The organism is Furfurilactobacillus sp. WILCCON 0119, assembly GCF_053471565.1.
This window is the reverse complement of record NZ_JBPCCV010000001.1, coordinates 106554-130208: the sequence shown is the minus strand read 5'-3', so window position 1 is coordinate 130208 and position 23655 is coordinate 106554. Positions and strand designations below refer to the sequence as shown.

17 protein-coding genes, 1 tRNA gene and 1 riboswitch are annotated in these 23655 nt (G+C 48.0%); of the genes, 1 reads left to right on the top strand and 17 read right to left on the bottom strand.

Annotation, left to right across the window (positions count from 1 at the left end; translation table 11 throughout):
• The 9 genes from ACRYI5_RS00710 to ACRYI5_RS00670 all read right to left on the bottom strand — a co-directional run bounded on the left by ACRYI5_RS00710 (position 1) and on the right by ACRYI5_RS00670 (position 11171).
• Entirely contained in the window at positions 1–2526 is a 2526-nt protein-coding gene (locus ACRYI5_RS00710) for an AAA family ATPase (protein WP_448223896.1), read from the bottom strand.
• Complete coding sequence (locus tag ACRYI5_RS00705; protein WP_448223895.1) at positions 2523–3746, bottom strand: metallophosphoesterase family protein; 1224 nt, start codon at positions 3744–3746, stop codon at positions 2523–2525. Before ACRYI5_RS00705 ends, ACRYI5_RS00710 begins: the two co-directional genes overlap by 4 nt.
• A gap of 109 nt (positions 3747–3855) precedes the next feature.
• Positions 3856–4209 (bottom strand): YlbF family regulator, encoded by a 354-nt coding sequence (locus tag ACRYI5_RS00700; protein WP_448223894.1) that lies wholly within the window; start codon positions 4207–4209, stop codon positions 3856–3858.
• A gap of 165 nt (positions 4210–4374) precedes the next feature.
• On the bottom strand, positions 4375–6528 hold the full coding sequence (locus tag ACRYI5_RS00695) for a PBP1A family penicillin-binding protein (protein ID WP_448223893.1): 2154 nt from the start codon (positions 6526–6528) through the stop codon (positions 4375–4377).
• 211 nt (positions 6529–6739) lie between these two features.
• Positions 6740–7192 carry an arginine repressor gene (locus ACRYI5_RS00690; protein WP_407880153.1) on the bottom strand — a complete coding sequence of 151 codons (453 nt, stop codon included), beginning with the start codon at positions 7190–7192 and terminating at the stop codon, positions 6740–6742.
• A gap of 12 nt (positions 7193–7204) precedes the next feature.
• On the bottom strand, positions 7205–8896 hold the full coding sequence (gene argS / locus ACRYI5_RS00685; RefSeq protein WP_448223892.1) for an arginine--tRNA ligase: 1692 nt from the start codon (positions 8894–8896) through the stop codon (positions 7205–7207).
• Between the two features lie 258 nt (positions 8897–9154).
• Positions 9155–9616 (bottom strand): GNAT family N-acetyltransferase, encoded by a 462-nt coding sequence (locus ACRYI5_RS00680; RefSeq protein ID WP_407880156.1) that lies wholly within the window; start codon positions 9614–9616, stop codon positions 9155–9157.
• Positions 9617–9731: 115 nt separating this feature from the next.
• Positions 9732–10433 carry a VIT1/CCC1 transporter family protein gene (locus ACRYI5_RS00675; RefSeq protein WP_407880158.1) on the bottom strand — a complete coding sequence of 234 codons (702 nt, stop codon included), beginning with the start codon at positions 10431–10433 and terminating at the stop codon, positions 9732–9734.
• A 33-nt stretch (positions 10434–10466) separates the two neighbouring features.
• Positions 10467–11171 (bottom strand): VIT1/CCC1 transporter family protein, encoded by a 705-nt coding sequence (locus ACRYI5_RS00670; protein ID WP_407880160.1) that lies wholly within the window; start codon positions 11169–11171, stop codon positions 10467–10469.
• A 449-nt stretch (positions 11172–11620) separates the two neighbouring features.
• Here ACRYI5_RS00670 and ACRYI5_RS00665 point away from each other — a divergent pair, with 449 nt between their 5' ends.
• Entirely contained in the window at positions 11621–12223 is a 603-nt protein-coding gene (locus ACRYI5_RS00665) for a sunset domain-containing protein (RefSeq protein ID WP_448223891.1), read from the top strand.
• A gap of 346 nt (positions 12224–12569) precedes the next feature.
• Here the strand turns inward: ACRYI5_RS00665 and ACRYI5_RS00660 are convergent, their stop codons facing one another.
• The 8 genes from ACRYI5_RS00660 to ACRYI5_RS00625 form a co-directional block, all read right to left on the bottom strand.
• The gene (locus ACRYI5_RS00660) at positions 12570–14561 is read right to left on the bottom strand and encodes a glucose PTS transporter subunit IIA (RefSeq protein WP_448223890.1); all 1992 of its coding nucleotides are present in this window, start codon (positions 14559–14561) and stop codon (positions 12570–12572) included.
• A gap of 5 nt (positions 14562–14566) precedes the next feature.
• A complete protein-coding gene (locus tag ACRYI5_RS00655; protein WP_448223889.1) occupies positions 14567–16225 on the bottom strand; it encodes an alpha,alpha-phosphotrehalase in 1659 nt (552 codons plus the stop codon).
• A gap of 37 nt (positions 16226–16262) precedes the next feature.
• Complete coding sequence (gene treR / locus ACRYI5_RS00650; protein ID WP_448223888.1) at positions 16263–16985, bottom strand: trehalose operon repressor; 723 nt, start codon at positions 16983–16985, stop codon at positions 16263–16265.
• A gap of 367 nt (positions 16986–17352) precedes the next feature.
• The gene (eno, locus tag ACRYI5_RS00645; protein WP_448223887.1) at positions 17353–18630 is read right to left on the bottom strand and encodes a phosphopyruvate hydratase; all 1278 of its coding nucleotides are present in this window, start codon (positions 18628–18630) and stop codon (positions 17353–17355) included.
• 76 nt (positions 18631–18706) lie between these two features.
• The gene (locus tag ACRYI5_RS00640; protein ID WP_448223886.1) at positions 18707–21076 is read right to left on the bottom strand and encodes an HAD-IC family P-type ATPase; all 2370 of its coding nucleotides are present in this window, start codon (positions 21074–21076) and stop codon (positions 18707–18709) included.
• 61 nt (positions 21077–21137) lie between these two features.
• A riboswitch (Fluoride riboswitch) is annotated at positions 21138–21199 on the bottom strand.
• A 214-nt stretch (positions 21200–21413) separates the two neighbouring features.
• Positions 21414–21484 (bottom strand) — tRNA-Gly (locus tag ACRYI5_RS00635).
• Between the two features lie 96 nt (positions 21485–21580).
• Positions 21581–22969 carry an amino acid permease gene (locus ACRYI5_RS00630; RefSeq protein ID WP_448223885.1) on the bottom strand — a complete coding sequence of 463 codons (1389 nt, stop codon included), beginning with the start codon at positions 22967–22969 and terminating at the stop codon, positions 21581–21583.
• Positions 22970–23357: 388 nt separating this feature from the next.
• Positions 23358–23621: a DUF2187 domain-containing protein gene (locus ACRYI5_RS00625; protein WP_407880170.1), complete on the bottom strand. Its 264-nt coding sequence runs from the start codon at positions 23619–23621 to the stop codon at positions 23358–23360.
• Between the last annotated feature and the right edge of the window lie 34 nt (positions 23622–23655).

The following is a 23655-nucleotide window of genomic DNA, read 5'->3' as shown; positions in this document are numbered from 1 at the left end:
TTATCGTGATAATCGTAATTGTTGGGCGGTGGTGACCGTTGCTAGCAACCGTTCATCTGCCGTAAAGTACAGCACCTGAATCTGCTCTGCAAACTGCTTTAACAAGCTTATCATGGCTGCTCGCCGTTCCTCATCAAAGTTAACGAACGCGTCGTCCACAATTAACGGCAACGGCACACGGTCACCCATGACACTCGCAAAGCCCAACCGTAGGGCAACGTATAATTGTTCTGCCGTTCCGCGTGATAGCTCGGCGACCGTAAAGCGGGTCCCAGTGGTTGTCACCACTTGGAGGTCAGTGCCCGTTAATTTAATTTCAGGATAATGCCCGAGCGTCAACGTCGCAAAGTATTGCTCCGCTCGTTCAATGATGAGCGGTAACCGGTCACTTGAAGCAGCCGTTAATGACTGATCAATCCACTGCGCTGCCAGTTGGTTCACCAACCACTGCCGACTTAAATCAACAATGGTTGTCGTCTGGTTCGCAAGTTCCTGTTGTAACTGTGGATAAACATCATGCTCGGCCTGCTGGGTAAACTGCGCTTGTTGCTGAGCGACTTGTCGTTGCGCTTGCTCCCGCTGGGCTACAGCAGTTGCATACGCCGTGGTCGCCGCCTGAACGGCTTCTGTTACCGCTGCCTGATCACTAAACTGGGCTAACTGGGCTTGAATGGCCGGCGTCAACTGTTCACCGAGTGCCGCTTGCTGGGCCTGTCGTTGCTGATCTTGCTGTTGTGCCTGATAAGCAGCCACCAATTGCTCGGCGTTCGCCACGTTTGCTTTTGCTAGGAGCGTTCCAAGTTGCGTCGTTAATTCAGTTTGCCGCGCCTGCATTTGCTCAGTTGTTTGAATCAACTTAACGCGTTGTTCCGCACGGGCGGAATCCGTTGCCACTAACGCACTCATTCGGCGTTCGTACGCCTCCGCGTGGCTTAACGCGTCAGCGGCTGACAACTGTGTTAGTGGTAACCATTGATCAGCGAAACCGTAACGGCTAAAGTACTGCCCCACTTCATCGTTTAACTCATGGTCGCGCTTTGTTAACTGATCAATTTGCTCGGTTAGCGTTGTCACCGTCTCACTATCAGCCTGTAAACTAAGCCAGTCAGCAACCGGGATTCCGGTCAAATAGTGCTTCTGGGCTAATTCTTGAATGTCTACGGGCGGAACAACCTGTTGTTTGCTACCAGGTTGTCCCATCACACGCGCCGTAACGCCGGCCAACCAACCTTGCCAACCGGCAACCCCCAGCGCTAATCCGACAAGGATAAAGCCCCATTTGATGCTACTACTCATTAGTAAGCCCAAAACCACAAGGACGCCGCCAGCACCAACGCCCCACCACTGGCGAGCACTTGAAACTGACGAACCATCCGCCGTGTTTTGATGCGTCAATTGCTGTTGTAGAGCCGTTCGTTCGTTTGATGTTAGTGGTGTCGGGTATGGCGGTTGCCAGTGATGCACCATCGCTAATTCGTCGCGATTAGTCGTCATGGTTGTCCGCCGATCACGCCCGGCCTGCCGTTCCCGAAGCCAATCATGGACCTGATCAAACTGCTTCGCCTGATCTGTAAACGATGTGCGGTGGTCAATGTAAAATGCCGTTTCTGGTGATTGCGCATCATCAGTTGCGGCTAACTGACGGGCCTGGTCTTCCAACGATTTTTTTAACGACTCGTGTTCAGCCCGAATTGCTAGAAAGTCGTTGTAAACGTCATCATCGATTTGCGCCGTTAACGCTGGCGCCGCCGCTTGAAGCTCCTGATAATGTTCGTACGTTGGCCACAACCGCTGAACCGTCGCCAGTTGGTCGCGCTGCTGACGAAGATCACTGACCTGCTTGGTTAAGCCGGCCACATTAGCGTTGCCCTGCTGAATCTCACGCTGTAATTGAACAAACGCCGGGTACCGGTCGGCTGCTTGACGAACCCGATCCTGTAAATCATGATACGTTGCCAACTCTTGGTTAAGCCGCGGCTTCCGACCACGTGGTTTGTACACGTCATCCGCCGCCTTGGTTAGCCGTTCTGCGAGCTCGATCCATGCCTGACTACCGACAGCCCCGACCCGTTGCACATTTGCAATCAGTGCTTCTTGTGAGGTCGCTGTCAATGCTTGAAGCCCTGCAAGGTCAAAACTAAACGTTGATTCAGCAAACTGTTGATCAACACCACCCAACAATTCTGGTAACAGGGTGTCGGGCACTGTTGTGTTGGTGGTGACGTTTAGTAACGTCACATCACCACCGCTCTTCCCTGCTGTTCGTTGAACACGGTAGACCGTCTGATTTTTGTCATTTGCCACAAACGTCACCGTCCCACCGTACCCCGCACCACTCTTCGGGATGTATTGTTCGGCGGGATGCTTTCCCGTTGCAAAGCCAAACAAAACGCCGTGAATGAACCGTTGAAGGGTTGTTTTCCCAGCCTCGTTTGCCCCATAAATCATTTGAAAGTGGTCATCAAACGTAAAGTCCACGTTTTGCCACTTCCCGAATCCGTCAATGTGTACTTGTGTGATTCTCATTGCTCATCCCCCACGCTTTCTTGGTTAATGAGTGTTTCTGCTGCCGTTTTAAGGGCGGCCACGGAGGCCATCTTGACCGCATCGTCAATCGCGGTCTCTGCTAATAACTGATCTGCAAGCGCCGTAATGTTTTCCGGCGTAAAAACGGATTCGGCGGCCTGCGTCCAATACGTTTGGTCCAATGTACTAAACGCTGGTGTTGCCGCGATTTCTTCCACCCGTAAACTAACGACCATTCGGCCATGACCATTTTGTAACCGGTGAACCTGTTGTGTCTGGAGAACCGTCAGCAGACTATCGTTAGTCAACCGGGTGCGCACCGTCTCTGGTAGCCCAGCGGTCTTCGTTAACGTCACAGCAACGAGCATTAAATCATCAGTCTGTTGCTCATCAACTAACTGCGCCTGAATGGCCGCTAACACCCCGTCCGAATCGGTCGTTTGTGAACAATCAACGGTGACCGTTTGCCAAATAACTGGTGCCACTGCCCGAAATTGCGGTGTTAGTGTGCCGTGATCATCCGTCACAAGGTAGTACCCCTTTGCACCAGTTTCGTTTGCGTGACGCCCCTGAAGGTTGCCGGCGTAAATAACCCACGGTGTTTCCTGCAAAACTTGCCGTTTGTGAATGTGCCCTAACGCCCAGTAATCATAGTGTTTACTGGTCAATTCAGGAAGACTAAACGGCGCGTACGTTGCGTGGGGCGCATCGACGCTGGCCACGGACCCATGAAGCATCCCAATGGCAACATCCACGCCAGGTTGCCGAACTGGGTAATCAGGAATCATATCAGTCGTTACCGCCCGGTTCGCGTACGAAAAGCCGGTAATGGCCACCGTTGTTTGATCTGTTGTCGTCAGTGTTTGTGTGCTAACCGTTTCATCAAACGCATGAACGTTTGGTGGCAACTGCAACGTATCCGTCGTGCCGGTTAAATAATCATGATTCCCATAACTCAAATAAACCGGAATTTTGGCCTGATCAAGACGATTCATTTGCGTCAAAAATGCCGCCTGCGCGCCAATGGCCCGATCTTGTCGATCATACACATCACCACTGATCAGCATAAAATCGATTTTTTCATTAATCGCATCATCAACCATGCGCGTCAACGCCGTAAATGGTGATTGATAAATTTGTTCCCATAACGATTGGGGTAACTGTTTGAGTCCTAAAAACGGACTGTCTAAATGTAGATCCGCTGCATGAATAAACTTCATGGTGAGCCCCCCTTTTTCATTTAACGTGCGTACTGGACGAAAAAAGCCCAGCCGCCACGGAAACTCCCGCGACGACCAGACTTGTTCTCACCGTTCACATGTACCGGTCCTAGTTCACTGAGTCGCGGTATAAATCTTGGATTGGTTTCGTAATGACGTTGTTCAATTCGTTCAGCAAGTTGTTCACTGCTTCTTCCTTTTGCATCAACGTCTTCACTTCTTCGAATTCACCAACTTTAGTGGCCAATTCACGTGCGTCATTCATTTCTTCTTCAGTCATGTCCTGACCTTGCATTTGCTTCTGTTGCAAAGTCACTTGCATGTCTTGGAACTTTTTGAAGGTGTCAAACGCATCTTGGTTTGCCTTCATTGCTGTATAAGCATCGCTTAATGCTTTAAATTCGTCACTAGTAGTTAACGTTCCTGCCATTGTTTTTGCATCTGCTAAAATATCTGCTGCCATTATGGGTAGCCTCCTCAATTAAAGTACTTCACTATTTTACCATTTCTCTAGGGATCAAAACAGCTGTTCGCCTAATTTAACAGGAATTTAGCATTCAATGAGGGTTAAAAAATGAGGTAGCTGACTTTTATCGTTTCATCGTCAGCTACCTTATTCTTAAACCGATTAGTGGCCAAAACTGCCGGTCACTTTATCCCAAAATCCTTTTGCTTTTTGCGCCAAGGAATCCGCGCCCTTACCGATTGAATCAGTGACTTTACCGGCGCCATCCTGAATGCTACTCCACATGTCACCATCACTGGAAGCAGAATTTTCTGAGGCCGCGAGGGTATTGGCGTCCTTCACCGTAAACTGTGTCTCATTTGTTGTTGGAATGATGCTCGTCATTTCCGCCTTATATAAAGACCCAACGGTTAACCCATCCGGAACATCCAAATGGTCTCCCTTGCTGGTCTGGTCAAAGCCTTCCCAGTTGACCACAACGATGTCTGGCGTGTAACCATCGACCCACATATCCGTGGTCCCGGCTGAATCGCTCACACCATCTGCTTCGGTCGTCCCGGTTTTACCGGCAACCTGGTAGTTAGCTGGTTTGCCGTAAACCCCGGTTCCGTGAGAGAACGTGCCCAGCATCATACTGGTCATTTCATTGGCCACTTTCTTACTAATGATCTGTTTTGGTTGATCATACTCATTATCAACGATTGTCTTTCCTGAAGCATCCACAATCTTTGTAATGTAGTGGGCCTGGGTCAGTTTTCCACCATTGGCAAACGTTGTGAACGCCTGGGCCATGGTTTGTGGTGTAACCCCTTTTTTAATGCCTCCAAGAGCCATCGCCAGGTTATCATCAGATTTATCAAGACCGAGGCCAAACTTCTGGGCAGAATCATACCCCTTTTGAACCCCAATCTTGTTTAATAACCAAACTGCTGGCGCATTATAACTATTTTGAAGCGCTTGGTACATTGGCACTTTACCACGATAAATGTCACCGTAATTACTTGGGCTGTAGTTATTGGCCCCATACGACTGCTTTTTATCCTGTAGCTCTGAATCATAGTAATAACCATTCTCAATGGCCGGTGTGTACACCGCAAATGGTTTAATTGTTGATCCAGGTGACCGCAGCGACTGGGTGGCACGGTTAAAGCCACGGAAAACGTGCTCCCCCCGGCCCCCAACAACAGCTGTCACACCACCATCAGATGGATCCATCGCAATACTTGCCGCCTGGACCATGGTGCCATCCGCCGCATTCGCCGGGAAGTTGGCCGGATTTTTAAACAACGTTTGCATGGTGGTCTGTTGTGACTGATCCAACGTGGTGTAGATCTTGTACCCCCGGTTCATAATGTCGGATTCCGTTAGACCATACTTGGAGATGGCCTCGTCAACCACTGCATCAAAGAAATACGGGTATTTATATGAACTATTCGCCGCGTAATTATCCGTTGTTGTTAAGGCAGTTTGTTTATAGCTGGCCGCCTGCGCTGTGGTTAACTTCTTGTTTTCCACCATCAGATCAAGAACCACGTTACGCCGCTTCTTGGCAGCCTCCGGATGATCGACAGGGTTGTACCCGCTTGGTGACGTCAACATTCCGGCTAGCACTGCCGCCTCGGGTGCAGTTAGTGCTGACGCATGTTTGCCAAAATACCGCTCTGAGGCATCTTCAACACCCCAGACCCCGTGGCCAAAGTAGGCGTTGTTGAGGTACATGGCGAGGATATCCTCTTTGGAATACACGTTTTCAACTTCAATCGAAATAAAGATTTCTCTGGCCTTCCGCGTAACCGTTTGTTCCTGCGATAGGTACGCATTTTTGACTAACTGTTGCGTTAACGTTGAGCCCCCACCACTAATGTAGTCACGGTGGAGAAGCTTGTTTCGTAGCAATAAGAAGGCCGCCCGACCAAGTCCCTTCACGGAATACCCGTGTTCATGGTAGAAATTACGATCTTCCGTTGATAACACCGCATTTTGGATGTTTGGGGAGATCTTATCCAGTGACACATAGGTCCCTTTTTGTGAGTATAGTTCACCGGCCTTTTTATTATCACGGTCATAAATGGTGGTTGGTTGTGATAACGCCGCCTTTAGGTCACCAACGTGGTCCGTCTTTGCCTCAAACGTTAGGTACGCACTCATGACCAACACAACGCTCAAAATAATCACGATAAGCCACCGGGTTAGTTGGAATCGGTGCCAAAAATGACGTAAGTGCCGCCATAGTGTCCTCAATAACCGGCTAAACCACTGCACCACAGCATTATCGCGCCATGATGGGCCACCGTCTGGATGTTGATTGCGCTTCATATTTTTCGTACCTTTCTCTCGTCAAAATCGTCCCGTGTATCTTACCACACAACCCCAAACGGAAATCACGATTTAACCGAGCTTAACCATTTTTTACAACGCCACATCATTAATCGCTGCCCGTTACCCTGTTTCTTTCCGTCACCAGTGCCTGGGGCAACCAAAAAACGGGCTGCTTTCCAACGTTAGGAAAGCGGTCCGTCTCAGGTTACTAATTTAAGTAGGCAGCCCACATCTCGTGTAATGACGTTGCCGCCATTTTACTCGGGCTAATGATCAAAATGGTGTCATGACCGGCCAACGTGCCCGTAATCCGTGACTCCATTAATTCATCAATTAACGCAGCCAGTGCGTTTCCGTCACTTGGCGTGGTTTTCACAACGTTCATAAATTCAACCTGAGTGAAATCCACAACCACTTCACCAAATTGCTGTGCAAAGTGATCCATTGGCACCGGAACCGGTTGCTTTAGGACACGGTACACTGCCGGTCCCGTGACCGTTGGCTCCTTCACAATGTGGAGCTCCTTTAAGTCGCGAGATAATGTGGCAAGTGTTGTTGAAACGCCGTTTTCAGCCAAACGCTTTTGTAGGTCATCCTGGTTTACCACCTGTTCGCTGCGCACCAACTCTAAAATTGCTGCCTGCCGATCTTGCTTTCGCATTCAGCCACCACCCTACATTTCGTCTGGTGAATCAACGCCCAATAACCGCAAGCTTTCTTTCAGAACGATGCTGACACTCTTAACCAGTGCTAAACGGGCGTTTAACCCAGCGTCTTCCACCAAGATCTTAGAATTTGCATAGTATTTATTGAAATCACGGGCCAAGTTGATCGCGTACTTGGCAATGATCGATGGTTCGTAATCCGTCACGGCGCGTTTGATAACATGGTCAAATTCACTTAATGACTTGATCGTGTTCCATGCAGCTGGATCGTCAATGCTCAGGTCATCCATCGCGAAGTCCGTTTTGTGGGCCTTCCGGAGGATACTCTCAGCCCGAGCACGCGCATACTGCACGTAAGGACCAGTATCCCCTTCGAAACGAACCACTTCTTCTAAGTTAAAGTCGAAGCTGTTCATGCGTTCGTTCTTCAGATCATGGAAAATAACCGCCCCGACACCAACTTCGTGCGCAACCGTTTCCTTGTTTGCTAAATCAGGATTCTTTTCCTCGATTTGTTTCATTGCCAATTTCTTGGAGTCACTCAAAACATCTTCCAATAAAACAACGCGGCCGGACCGAGTTGACAACTTCTGCCCGTTTAACGTGATCAATCCAAACGGAACGTGGTGAATTTGGTCGGCCCAGTCGAAGCCCATTTCCGTCAACACAGCCTTCAATTGTTTGAAGTGGTTGATTTGTTCCGCCCCAACAACGTACAGGGATTGCACAAAGTTGTATTCACGTTTCCGGTAGATAGCGGCAGCTAAGTCACGGGTAATGTACAGTGTTGCCCCATCAGACTTTTTGATCAGGGCCGGGTTCAGGTCATACTTATCCAGGTCGACAACTTCGGCCCCTTTACTTTCATGCAGCAGGTGCTTGTCTTCCAGAATTTGAACCACTTCAGCCATTTTATCGTTATAAAAGGCCTCACCGTTATAGGAATCAAACGTAATTCCTAACTCATCGTAGATCTTCATGAAGGATTTCAGTGATTCTGACCGGAACCACTTCCACAAGCGCATGGCTTCCTCATCCCCGTTTTCAAGCTTCAGGAACCATTCACGGGCAGCATCGTCCATTTCAGGATGCGCTTTATCTTCTTCATGAAAACGCACGTAGTATTCCAGTAACTTGTTGATGGGGTCAGCTTTAACTTCTTCCTCGCTTCCCCACATCTTATACGCTTGGATCAACTTTCCAAACTGGGTTCCCCAGTCACCTAAATGGTTTACTTTGACGGGATTGTAACCCGTCTTAGCTAGGATGTTTGCCAATGCGTTTCCGATCACAGTTGAACGCAAGTGCCCCATTGAAATTGGTTTGGCAATGTTTGGGGATGACATGTCGATCGGCACGTTACCACCATGGCCAATGTCTTGTTGACCGTAATTTTCCTTTTCCGTTAGCACGGCGGTTAACGTATCAACCGCAAAATTTCCCTTTTTTAAGAAGAAATTAAGGTATGGTCCCACTGCTTGAACCGTTTCAAAGTCATCCGTTGCGACTTTTTCAGCCAGGTCAGCGGCAATCATGTTTGGTGCCTTGTGCATCGTTTTTGCCAACATGAAGGCGGGAAAGGCCCAGTCTCCCAGGTCAGAAGTTTTTGGTTGTTCCAACTTATCAACGATGGTCTCAACACTCAGTTCACCATCTAAAGCTGTACTAATGGCTGTTGCAATTAAAGTTTTATTATCCATAATGTCATCCTTTCTGCATAAAAAAGGACAGCCGCCCCCTACATGTTCATGTAAGAGGCGGTTGCCCGCGGTACCACTCTTATTGGACGGCTGTTACCAGTCATCCCACTCATTGATTAATTTATCAAACGGTTAACACGCTTCGTTTCGCTGAACCATCGCCTTCCATCGACCGCGACTCGCTTAGGATTCAGTGGTGAAACTACTTCTCTAACCGGAAACTCTTGATATTATAACAGCCTTTATCGTGAAACACAATCATTGCCCGTTGGCGACCAATTGCAACGTCATTTTCTGATGCATAATCCCAAAATCATCAAATGCATCACCTTCTGCTTTAAAACCAAGCGAGGCATAAAAAGCGGTTAAATACACCTGTGCCTCAACTTCAACCGTTGTTGCGGTCGTCTGTTCAGAAAGCCACGTTAATGCGGTCGTCAATACTTGTCGCGCCAAGCCGCGGCCACGATCCTGCTGTGCCACTAACACCCGGCCGATGTGCCACACAGCACCTTGCGCACCGGCATAAATGCGACAGTACGTTTCAAGATGGCCATCAGCCGCCTGCTCGAACAAATGCTGAGCCGTAAGATCAATGTCATCGACCTCGGGATAGGCACAGTTTTGTTCAACAACAAAGACATCCGTTCGTGCACGGTAGATCTGGTACAACTCAGGCGTTGATAACGCCGAAAATGATTTATTAAGCGTTGAAACCACCTCCTAGAATGATTTGCTTGTCAGTATAACACAGGCCACGTGCTATCAACGCTAAGGCCTTCGCATTTTAACTGTCAAAAAAGACTGACACAGAGGTCAGTCTTTTCATCATTAATTATAAAAGTAACCCCACGCGGTAGTGAATGAACATCGTTACAAGGCCAACAATCACATTTCTAATGATGGCACGTTTTGCTAAGCCGTCCCCCAGTTTGGCACTTAGATAACCCGTTAAGGCCACGGACAGGGTCACGGCAAAAATTGTCATGGGCCACTGAATGTTAACTGGTGAAAAGGTCATCGCAAAAAGTGGAAACAGTCCTCCGGCCGCTGCCGCAAAGAGCGATGAAAACGCAGCGTTCCACGGATTCATGTATTCACCTAGTTCAAGATCATCTTTAATTCGAACCAACGTGCCCAGTGGATTTTCGTGCATAAGTTCGTTTGTGATTGCCTGGGCGGTCTCCTCGCTAACCCCTCGTTCAACGTAGTACGCTTTGACAATGCCAGCCTCGACGTCTGGTTGGCTGTCCAACAGCGCCTTTTCTTCGGCCACGACGGCCTTTTCTGTATCTTTTTGTGAGCTGACCGACGCATATTCACCAGAAGCCATCGAAAACGCACATGCGAGTAAATCTGACAAACCAGCAATAAAAATTGTGAACTGATTGGTTGTTGCCACGGCAACTGAAAACAGTACCCCGACAACCGTTAAGATCCCGTCATTTGAGCCGAGCACACCAGCCCGTAACGTGTTCAATCGTTCCGCCATGGTCATTTTTGGCCGTGTTTTAGTTTTAACCCCATCTTGTTGCATTTACTTTCCCTCATTTCCTCATTCTCGATAAGCCTACCGTGCAAATAACAAACCAATGGCATAGGTAACGGCCATCGTCAAAATCCCAGCAACAACATTTCGCAGTGTTGCTTTATAACGATTCGCATTTCCAAGGGCTGCGGCTGTAAATCCGGTAACTGATAACGCAATTATTACTGAAATAATCGTGGCAATAATCCGGATTCGGGCCGGGAAGAAGGTAATTGCGACGAGGGGCAAAATCGATCCCAGCGGAAACGAAATCATGGAAGCAACTGCCGCTCCAATGGCACTGGTCTTCACTTTAGGATCAAAGCCGTAACGTTCCCGGACCCCAATGTATAACGGGTCACCGGCCATCATTTCATGGGCCGCTTGTTCAGAAAGTTCTGCTGAAATCCCCTGTTGCATATACTTATCCTTAATAAAGGTAATTTCTTCCGGCATGTGTTCAGCAACTGCAACCGTTTCACGCTGAATGGCCCGTTGCTCCGAGTCACGCTGCGTGCTAACGGAGACCCATTCCCCCATCGCCATAGAAATTGTTCCGGCAAGCATGCCGGCAATCCCGGCTAGGAAGATCGCGTTCGGACTGTTCGTCGCTCCCGCCACCCCGATAACGATCCCAGCAACAGATAAAATACCATCGTTAGCACCCATCACGCTAGCTCGCATGATGTTGATGCGTTGTGCTAGTGAGGCGGTCGGCCGCTTCTTCTTCTCTACTGTTGTTTCCATCCTAATTGCCCCATTCTTTGTTTCATTCATTTACATTTAGAATGATTCTAAATATCTATGAATATCGTACCACATTCCTGCTGAACTGCAAGCCCGATTAAACAGACACTTGCGGCAGTTTAGTTAAATGCCACGTGTAAATTAATTTAATTTACTTTTCAATAAGTTCGTTGACCGCTTATATATTTTATTATAAAATATTTTTTATAGAAAAGAATTTTAATTCCTATTTATAAAACCACCTTTTTGGCGTCAAAATCCAGTTAAAAATGATTTTATAAAAAATTCTAATTTTATGAATATTTATTAAAAATAATTTTCAAGCACAATTTCATTTATTTTCAAAAACCATTATTACCATTTGCACTGCGTGAATCATGTGCCATCGCATGCCTTTTCTCACGGCCATCACTTCTTTACGATTTTAAAACGAAAACGGAGTCTCGTTTATGGATAAATTTTTTGGTCTTTTATTTGCCGCCCTTTTTGCTTACGCCGCCTACCGCCTTTATCAACGAAAAACAATGACAAAGTGGCTACGAATTAGCTTACTAATTCTCACCAGCATTTTCGCCATTGCATCACTCATCGGACCGTTTAGTTCTTCTGAGCAAACCACGGCACCACGATCCACTACTTCAACGGGCAGTTTGTCACCTCGTCAGCATAAAAAAGCCACTAAAACAATCACAAGTTCACACGTTGACGATTCATCATCTTCAACTCGAAACTCAATGAGCCAGTCTATTGCTGAGAGTACGTCGGCGAGCCAATCACTTGAAGAAAGCGCCTCGCGCCAATCAGTTGACGCTGCCAAGCAGTCATCAAGTGCCCAATCCGCCGCAAACGCAGCCGCAGCAAGCTCGCAAAAGGCCGTTGCTGAACAATCCTCAACGGTGGCGACCACAGAGGGCGGTATCATCGGTGATTCAAAGTCACACATCTACCACATGCCAGATCAGGTATCCTATCATATCAGCCCCGCTAACGCTGTTACATTCAGTTCAGAATCAGAAGCGCAGGCTGCTGGCTATCGAAAGTCACTTCGGTAAGGTTCTCCGCTTAATTTAACCGGAAGTCGTTACCATTTCTCGCTAATAATAAAGGCACACAGTCACCCGATTGTGTGCCTTTATTATTTCTGACCGTTTAATCCTTGCCAACCAACGAAACACAAAAAGCCCCGACCTTGTCATAACGACGAAGATCGAGGCTTCAATTAACTATTGGTTTAATCTCGTTAAACATTAAATAGTGACTTTCAATGATGTTCCAAGTCACCGAGAGGATGAGTATTGCTTTCAACTCATTGGTAACAGAGTAACACATCCATTCAGAATAAGCCAGGATTTAAGTTTAGCTACCATATTGAATCAAACACGCAGCACGTCGCTTCACCTAGTGCGCAACCGGTTCACGATTCCCCAGACGGACTTTCTTGACGCCCATCTTTTTATTAGCGACGTCGCTTTCTTTAAACCCAAAGGCCCACGTGCAGGCAAACGAAACGACCAATGACGTTGCGCTGGCCAACAAGTACCCCCAGAAGCTGGCATCTAGTCCCTTTGGATTAACAAACGACGTAAAACCGATCAAGGAACCCGTGAATCCCCACATATTCACTCGTAATAGACCAGTTATGAGACCACCCGCAGCACCACCAATACAAGCTGTGATAAAGGCCCGCCCATACTTCAGGTTAATCCCGTACATTGCGGGTTCCGTAATTCCGCTAAACGCAGAAATTGTGGCCCCGGCAGCCAGTTCACGAAGACTGGCCGTTTTTGTCTTTAAGAGAATTGCCAGGACCGCCCCACCTTGCGCCACCATGGAAGCAGAAACTAATGCGTTAATTTGAGAACTTCCGTCCGCAGCAATTTGATTAGCCACAATTGGGATCACCGCCCAGTGCAACCCAAAGATAACGAGACACTGGTAGAACCCGCCAATAATTACCCCGGCAACTGTCGGACTGGCATTATAAAGCCACATCAAGCCAGCGGCAATTCCAGAACTCAAAATACTAATGATGGGCCCCACAACAATGAGGATAACAGCACTGACCGCAAACACTTCAATCAATGGGTTAAAGATCATTTGCAATGCCATTGGCATATGTTTTTTCAACCATGGTTCTAGTTTGGCAGCCATGTACGCAGCCGCAATAATTGGGAAGATGGAGTACGAATAATTCACTAAATGGATGGGCAGTCCAAAGAGATTGACATTCATGTTGACGCCGAGAAAGTAACTTTTTGACGTCTGGGCGGCCGCTTTAACAATCGTCGGGTAAGTCATAACCCCACCAATAATGGCCACAATGATCGGGTCGGCACCAAGTCGGCGCGCCGCCGTGTAACCAACAAAAATTGGGAGGAAGAAGAAGACTGAATCCCCCATGGCGCTGACGATCACGTACGTTGAACTGGTGGCAGATACCCAATGAAACGTGGTCGCTAACGCGAGCGTGCCCTTTAAGATCCCAGCTGCGGCCAGTAAACCAATGATGGGAATCATGGACCCAGTAATCACACCGATCAACTGAGAAAAATAAAACTTTGTGGCTGGCCACATCCCTTTAGGAGCGACCTGTTTTGGCGCTGCAACACTGGCGTCACCGTCTTCAGAAAATTCGGGTCCAAGAACCTTAATGACCCCGTTATAAACCTCCGTCACGGCTGGTCCGATGACAACTTGATACTGACCACCTGACTTGGCAATATCAATAACACCATCCAGGTTCCGAATGGCTTCGTCATCCGCTTTGTGATCGTCCTTGAGGTAAAAACGCACCCGTGTAATACAGTGAATCACGCTATTCACGTTGGCCTTGCCACCAACGAGTTGCACGATCTGTTTAGCCAGTGTTTCATACTTGGATTCACCCTTAGTCGTGGACGCTGCCGCTGAATCTTGCTGAGCCGTCTTGAGGGTTACATCCGCCGCAACATCACCAGCCGTAACCGTTCCTGGTTTAACCGTTAAATGATCCAAAACAGCATCAGTGTTAGTAATTGCTGTAATCACGGTCTTTTGCTTGCCTGCGTGGTCAATTTCAGCCAGGTTCATGGTGCCAACGACATCGCCAGCAGTTACGGTAGCGCCCTCCTGGATCGTTATGTCAAACGGACCGCCGTTTAGCTCCACCGTGTCAATTCCTAGATGAACGAGCACTTCCATCCCACTTGCCGTTTTAAACCCCAGCGCATGGCCAGTGTGCGCAACCAACATCACCGTGCCACTAACGGGAGCGACAATATGCCCGTCTGTTGGTTCAATCCCAAACCCATCACCCATCATTTTTTGTGAAAAAACCGGATCCTTTACATCAGTGATGGGCATCATCTGCCCTGTAACTGGTGCCATAATTGATGCTTTATTGTTTGCCATTGTGCTCAATCCCCTCTCAACAAGTGATTACCAACGTAAAATGCAGTGCTTTGGTAAGGCTGTAATGTCTGATCATTTGGCTTTGCGTCCACATAATTACTGATTAACACGCGAGCGTCTAAATAGTCTCTCGGCACTTGAAATGGCTTGGTGTGCCCCGAAAAGTTTGCAACCACCAGTAACCGTTCTGTGCCCCAGCGACGCTCGAAACCATACACATCATCATCAACCGTCGGAACAGCGAGAAAGTCACCGTCACTGATCAATTTAAACGTGTGGCGTAACGCAATCAGTCGTTGATAGTAGCTAAAAATTTGTTGACTCATTGGTGCGCCCTGGTGAATGATGGCTTGATTAGTGGCGCGAAGCCACGGGGTCCCTGTGGTAAAACCGGCCTGTGCGTCATTTTGCCACTGCATTGGTGTTCGACTATTATCCCGCGCTTTCCGTTGAACGATTCGAAACGCCGTTGCGGGGCTTTTGCCTGCCGTAAGCAATGCCTGGTACGCGTTGTGCGCCTCCACATCGACATAATCATTCATGCTGGTGTACTCAGGATCACTCATCCCCAGTTCCTCCCCTTGATAAACGAACGGGGTTCCTCGCGACAGGTGAACGACATTTGCCAACATTTCAGCGGCCTGAACCCGGTAGCGGCCCACATCGCCAAACCGGTCTAACGCCCGCGGCTGATCATGGTTATTCCAAAAAAGTGCTGGCCAGCCGCCGTCAGCTGCTAAATTTGTTTCCCATTTGGTCAATGTTTCCTTGAGCAACCGGTAATTAACAGGCTGATCGGTCCACTTTTGACCGTGGTCATAATCCACCTTTAAGTGATGAAAATTAAACGCCATGTTCAGTTCGTGTTTTTGCGGTTTGGTGTAGGCAACGCTCGCGGCCATTGTGGTCGAAGATAATTCACCGACCGTCACGATTTCTGGATCACGACCAAAACTCATTTGATTTAACTGCTTAAGGTACGTTTCGACGACCGGTTGATCTGTGTAACGCGTGCGACCATCCGTTCCGGCAACGGCATCCGTCAGCGGCTCTGGCTTGCCAATAACGTTGATAACATCAAAGCGAAATCCCTGGACCCCCTTTTGACGCCAAAAATTAATGATCTGGGCGCATTCGTTGCGGACCGCCGGATTACGCCAGTTCAAATCAGCCTGTGACTGGTCGTAAAGGTGTAGATAATATTTTCCAGTCGTTCCAAACGGCGCCCAGGCGGGGCCACCAAACTTTGATTGCCAATTGGTCGGTAATGAGCCATCCGGTTTCGGCGCCTGGATCAGATAATATGCTTGGTATTTTTCATCGCCAGCCAGCGCAGCTTGAAACCAGGGATGAGTCGTTGACGTGTGGTTAAACACCATGTCGAGCATGACCCCAATACCCACGTTTTTGAGTACGGCGACTAATTCTTCAAAGTCCGCCATGGTCCCAAATCGTGGATCAACCGCGCGGTAATCCGCGACATCATACCCATTATCCCGTTGCGGCGAAACAAAAAACGGGTTAAGCCAAACCATGTCGATGCCTAACAACTGTAAATACGGGACTTTTTCGATAATGCCCCGAAGATCCCCCAGCCCATCACCGTCGCTATCATAAAAAGACTTTGGGTAAATTTGATAGATCACCTTTTGTCGAAAATCCATTGTTCTGTTTCCTCTCTCCAGCCTTGATTTTTCCCACTCATTCCGCATGAATCCGGCGCGCAAAGCTTTCAAACCGAAATTTATCGGCTCTGTGCCGTGACTCTGTATAAGAAATCGTGCGGCCATCCGTTAAACTCGTTTTGCTCCGAACCACCACAATGTCCGTCTGGCCGTCAAGATCAAGAAGCCGTCGATCCATTTGGGTTGCTGCTTCGATGGTAATGAGCTTTTGGGCGACACCGATGCTTAGATCCAGGTCATGTTCGAAATATTCAAACAATGAATTTGCCGCTTTGACCTCTGGAATCGTTAACACAACGTCTGGAGAAATATAATCTTTGTCAATAATCACGGCCAGGCCATCGATCACCCGAAGCCGTTCCACATAGAGCATTGTTTGCGCCGTAACATCTGGATTTAATGCCCGAAAATCGCGGACTGGCAATGGCCGCCCTTCAATTCGCTGCACGCGCGTATCGACCCGAATGCTCAACCGTTCAGAAACCTCTTTATAACTGGTCAAACCAGAAACTGGAAGAACAAAATCACTTCGTGCTAACACCAGTGAGCCCTTGCCCCGAATCTTTTGAATGACGCCACTTTCCTGCATCAGGGTCAACGCTCGGCGAATCGTTTCCCGCGATGTTTCAAACCGTTCAGCTAATTGGTTTTCACCCGGTAGGAATGTCCCAACAGAAATTTCACCACGACTAATTTCTGTCATTAACGTATCGTACACACTGGTGTATTTTTTAAGCATTGAGAAACCTCCTCTCTTTTTGTAACCGCTTTCATATATGACGATAAAGCTTGTCTATACAATCCCGCAAGTGTTGGGATCACCACGCGGCAGTCTTATCCACACATTTAGTTGCTCAATGCCCAGTCTTAAAGGAACTTTCCCAGAGCAACCCATTTGAAAAAAATATTAAAAAAGCCAACGATCAACTGTCTTGTCTATGTAAAGATTCAGTGGTTAAACATTAGCAGCCCCTAAGTGTTTGATGACGTTCATCCTGACTTGGGCTTGTCATCCACCCTCACGTTTCCGAACCAAATCGCTGTCAAAAAAAGTGCCTAACTTCCAAAAATGGAAATTAGGCACTCCGCTTACGCATGTTTATCGCTTAGTCTAAATCAATTACATTCGGAAAGTGAGCAAGCCGTGCTTTCTCTCCAAGCTCTTCCTCAATGCGCAAGAACTGGTTGTACTTTTCCACCCGTTCACTGCGCGCCGGCGCACCACTCTTAATTTCGCCAACATTTGTTGCAACTGCTAAATCAGCGATGTATGGATCACCCGTTTCGCCAGAACGGTGTGACATCATCGTTGTGTAGCCATTTTTACGGGCTAACCGAATTGCTTCCAGTGTTTCCGTGATCGTCCCGATTTGGTTTGGCTTGATCAATAAACTGTTAGCCATCCCTTGCTTGATGGCTTTCCGAATAAGGATTGGATTTGTACAAATATTGTCGTCCGTCACAATCTGAACCCGGTCACTATTTGCCGTCGTGAACTTCTCAAAGTTATCCCAATCGTCTTCTCCAAACGGATCTTCGATCGACACAATTTCCGGAAACGCATCGAGAAGGCCTGTGTAGTAAGCTGCCATTTCGTCGGCTGTTTTGACTGATCCTTCAAACTTATACGTCCCGTCTGGTTGTGCAAAACTCGTGGCTGCCGCATCAAAAGCAATACCAATGTCGGTCCCGGGTTCGTAACCAGCTGCGATAATTGCTTCATGGAGCATTTTTAATGCTTCTTCACTCGAAGGCAAGTCTGGCGCAAAACCACCTTCGTCACCTAAACCAGTGGCGTAGCCCGCCTTCTCCAGTAAGCCCGCTAACGTGTGGTACGTGTTCACAATTTTCTCAAACCCGTCACGGAAACTGGTCCGTTTAATGGGTGTAATCATGAATTCTTGCATATCGATCCCGTTATCCGCATGTTCCCCGCCGTTAATGACGTTATGGAACGTTTGTGGTAACTCTAAGTCGACACCACCCAGATAACGATACAGCGGTTCGCCCTTCGCATTTGCGGCTGCCCGGGTCGTTGCCATTGAAACCGCAAGAATCGCGTTTGCCCCCAACCGGGCCTTATTCGGTGTGCCATCCAGATCAATCATCACCTGATCGATTTGGGCTTGGTCAAACGGCGACTTCCCCTTTAATGCCGCATTGATTTCCGTATTAACGTTGTTCACGGCTTTGCTAACGCCACGCCCACCGAGACGGTCACCACCATCACGTAACTCGACGGCTTCATTTTCTCCCGTTGATTTTCCGGACGGAACTTCTGCCCGCCCGCGGGTCCCATCACTTAGAATGACGTCTGCCTCAACGGTTGGATTGCCCCGTGAATCAAAGATTTCGCGTGCCTTAACCTGTTCAATTGTTTGCATAATTTCGACTCCCTTTATTTACGTGATTTTTTAATGTGACAAGTTCAGTTTGACATGAGCTGATTCGTTAGCCGCCTCATTCACCATCACTTCCCATCACATGGCGCCGGTAGAAACGTTGTTTAAACGCATCCATCAGTGTTCCGACAATTAACACTGTGCCTAAGACCAACACCGTGGTGACCACGCTAACCGCACCGGTCAACCAACCAGCGGTCACAATAACAATTGTCACCACAATGTTTAAGCCAACCATTCCGGAAACTGCCCGGCTTGGATAACTCCGCCACCATGACTTATCCGTTCTGGTCATCAAAATTGTCATCATTGAGGAAAACATCAGGTACATCAATAACGTCGAACTGACCCAGCCGGCGGAAAAGTGCCAAATTTGTTGGTTTAAAATGATCATCGCTAAGCCTACAATCAACCAGCCGGTGGCCAACCAGGCGGCTAATCGGCTAATGGTCGGGAGATCCCACCGCGGTGTCGTTTGGAGATCACCCGTCCGGTCGGTTCCCAGTACTAATGTCACTAAATCGTTAAGCACCACGATCAAAACAATTAAATTCAGTGAAATTGGGAAACGACCCGTTAGCATAAACCCAAACGTTAACAGGGCTGTGAGGACCGCTGTCCGTGATAACTTCGTGATGGTCCAGGTCATCATCCGCTGATATACGCGCCGACCACTTGCAACGACCACACCAACATCAATCAGCCCAGCATGAGCCAACACTAACCGAGCCGCTTGTTTAGCGATGTCACGGGCATTAGAAACGGCCATGCCGACGTCTGCCTGATGAAGAGCGGCCGCATCATTGACCCCGTCACCAATCATCCCAACCACGTTACCTGCTTCTTGGAAACGCTGAACAATTGTTTGTTTATCCTGTGGATAGACGTTAGCAAACCCACCAATAGTCGTTAAATCAACGGGGTGATCGATGCCATTAACGATTGCGCCCGTTAAGCCGATTTGACTGGCAATTGCTTGGGCCGTGCTCACGCCATCACCTGTTAACATCACGATTCTGATCCCCGCAGCTTTTAACTGTGCAATTTGATCAGCAATATTCGGCTGAAGTGTATCAGAAAACCCGAGGAGCCCAACTAACTGTGATTGTTGCTGATCATCTGTGACCCCAACCGCTAGAACCCGCTGACCTTGATCGGCCAAGTTGCTAACCGCTGACTGCGACACCGTTAGATTTAACCGAGTGGCCACGGCCTCTGGCGCCCCAAACGTGATCGTCTTTGCAACACTGTCCTCAATAATTTTGGCTTCGGCAACCTTTTTCCGAGCATCAAACGGAATAAATTCTGTCACGGCGGGAATGATGGCGGCTTGTTGACCGGTTCCCGCCTGCACAGCCTTACTGATTGCGTCCTGAGCTGTTGCGCTGGTTGCAACCCGCGCCCACGATAACAATTGTTGTTTGGTAAAGGTTACAACTGGTTCAACACTCACTAATGCCTGTTTGTTTTCTGTCAGTGTCCCAGTCTTATCAACCAACAGAACGTCCATCGTCCCGGCTTCCTGAATCCCACTAAGCCCCGTTGCAAGAATGTTCTCCCGCGCAAGCACCTGTGCTTCAACCGCATTGGCGACCGTAAAACTTGCTGGCATCGACACTGGAATCGTCGCGATGATTAAAATTGCAATAAATGGTAATAACTCTTGCCAACTGGTGTGATGGAAAATTGCGGCAATCACTAACACCACGGTTAGTGCTGCATCTAAGTAGGCTAAGTAGCGAACAACCGTGAACAATAACCGTTCCAGTCGCCCTGGAACATCCGCAGTTTGTGCTAATGTGACGGTCTTCCCATAACTGCTGGTTGCCCCGACCGCACTTACTTCGGCAATCACTTCGCCACCAACGACCATGCTCGCAGCCGTTAGTAGATCACCAGTTTCTCGCGCGACGGCAACCGTTTCACCCGTCACTGCCGATTCATCAGCACTCGCTTGCCCAACAACAATGCGGGCATCGGCCGGAACCATGTCGCCTGCACGAAGATGGATGATGTCCCCAACCACCAAGTCATCGGCTGGTTGAAACGCCCACTGGCCATCGCTTAAGGTGCGCGCCGTTGGCACTAATCCTTGCTGAACGAACTTTAGTGCCCGGTTAGCCCGGCGTTCTTGAATTGCGCCATCAATGGCTGAAAAGAGTAGCATGCCAACGACCACAACCGCCTGCAAGAGCTTTCCAAGCGCCAATTCAAACACAATTGCCGCCTCAAGGAGCCATGGAATGGGCCCCCACAGCCGTTTTACCGTACTTTGCCAGAACGTTGTCTGTTGATAGGCAACATGGTTATCACCGTGTGCCTGCCGACTGGCCGCTTGCTCACTACCGGTTAACCCCTGTCCGCGGTACTGTTGCTCAAACCGATCCACTGTTTCAACATGGTGCCGTTCACTTTCCGTTTGTTCCATCTTTACCAACTCCCCCTCAATGTGCTGGTTCAAAAAAAATGACGCCTACCACACCAAAAAAGATGTAGTAGACGTCATCAGAACCCGCAGGCCTTTATGGCGAACGTCATCGCCAATTAAGTTTTCTTTACGCACTTATAATAGTTCTTCGGTTACTGAGTTGCAAGGAAAAATGTTTACTTTGTTGATTATTTTGAAAATTTTCATCACGTGTTTGAAAACGACCGCCTGATTTTCATTGGCAATCACTCATTCAGGCGGTGCAGTCATTTTTAATGAACAAAAAAACGTCACGGCTCATCTGAGTCATGACGTTTTCGATAAAAGAATTAATTTAAGCGGGTGACGAGAATCGGACTCGCGACACAAGCTTGGGAAGCTTGGATTTTACCACTAAACTACACCCGCAAAACTTCAACTTTTATAGTTTAGCATAGCAATCCATTTCTGTCAGCACTTTTTATTAATTTTATGCACCAAATTTCGGGTTCGCCTGTCATTCACTTATGCAGCAGGCTTTTCACCAGAATTCTTATGATCTAACGTTGTGCGTTGCGTCAGGTAATAATACGCACACAGGCCAACGTAGATGCCAACCGTTAAGACCGTTATGATCCACGTTGTTGATAATAAAATCCCAAAGAAGACCAACACCAACGCGATTAATGAAAACCACGACGTCCACGGATATAAACTTGTGTGATACGTGTTCACGTCAAAGGCCACCTTCCGGCTTCGAATATGCCCCACACAAAGTAACATCCAAATCACTAAAATGGTGTAACTGATGGAACCTACCAAATAGGTAAACAAGGTATTCCCAATGAAAAACGTGACCAGAACGCCCGCAAACAACGACAGGGAACAAGTAAGGACTGCAACAAACGGGACGTGATTGCGATTCAACCGGGTTAGCGCAGCAGTCACCTTTGTTTGCCGCCGGTTTCGTTGATTTTGAACAAATAACAGTCGTGAGGCCGAATAAATGCCGGAATTAATGGATGAAATTAACGCCAAAATGATGACGAAGTTAACAATGTCCGAGGCATACGGAATGTTTAACAGTTGAAAAACGGCAACAAACGGACTCACCTTATCTGTAAGTTGGTTCCACGGAAACAACGTGACGATAATAAAAAATGGAATCAGATAAAATGTGATGATCCGCACCATGATGCCGTGAACTGCCTTAGGAATCACCTTTTGCGGATTCTTCACTTCGCCTAACGTAATCCCAATTAACTCAGAACCCGCAAATGAGTAAATGACGATCAGCATGGCACTTAACACACCAAAGCCCCCATGAGGGAAGAAGCCACCGTGAGCCGTTAGATTTGTAAACGCATGCGGTGCTGTCACCATGTTGCGGCCAATCAAAAAGACACCCGCAAAGATAAAAAAGATGATGACAGAAATCTTCATTATTGCCAGCCAGTACTCTGTTTCAGCAAACCAACGAACCGACATGAGGTTGATTCCAGAAATGGTGACGGCAATGACCAAAACGATCGCCCACGTCGGCACCTGTGGAAACCAAACCTGAATGAAACTAGCTGCGGCAATGGCTTCGGCGGTGATGTCGACAAACCACATCGTGAAGTACGCCCAGTCAACCATGTACGCCGCAAACGGACCCAAGATAGGCGCCAAGAGCCCAGAAAATCCGGTCGCGGATGAATTATTGGCGGTCATCTCCGCCATTCCCTGCATGATGAACAACAAAATGAGTCCACCAAGCAAATAGGCTAAGATGACGGCTGGTCCCGCTGTGTGGACCGCGTTCGCGCTTCCCTTGAATAACCCGGCACCAATGGCGCCACCGAGCGCCAGCATGGTTATATGGCGACTTGTTAATGATCGTTCTAGCTGTGGTGCTTGTTCTTGTGTTGGCATAAACTCATCCTTTCATTCCCGTTGGTCCAAAAAAAACGTCCCTTAGATCAGTTAAGATCTAAAGGACGTTTTCACGTGGTACCACCTTTTTTTCAATGACAGTGTCATCTCTTCTTTGCAAAGTTTCCTCTACAAAACTGGTGGATAACGGGGCGTCCCCCGACACACCTCGAGTGGTGTGTGCCTGAATTTGCCTTTCAACCAAGTGGTTATCATACCCTTTCACCAACGGTACTCGCTTTGCATAACGACTTGCCTACTCCGCAACATTCAATCAACGGTTTTGTTAAATTAACGATATATTACATTACCATGAGAATGTCGTCAACCTTTTTTTAATTTTGACATACAAAAAAGAGCACGGCGTTAATGGCCATGCTCATCATTGTTATTTTTTATCCTGATCGTCGTCATCTTCAGCATCTGGATCTGGCTCAGGTACTGGTGCTGCCTTGATCACTTTGATGTCATCGTTTTTAACCACGGCCCGACGGTTCATTTCGCTAACCGTCATACTATCACCATCGTTATAATCATCGATTAAAATAAGGGCCGAGTTTTCATAAACCTTTTCCAGTTCACCACCGAAATCATGTTCAAACGGACCAAACTTCTTAGCGGTAACAACATCTCCAACGTGTAATTCAGCCATTTATTTCACCTCAAGTTCCGGATCACACTGGGTG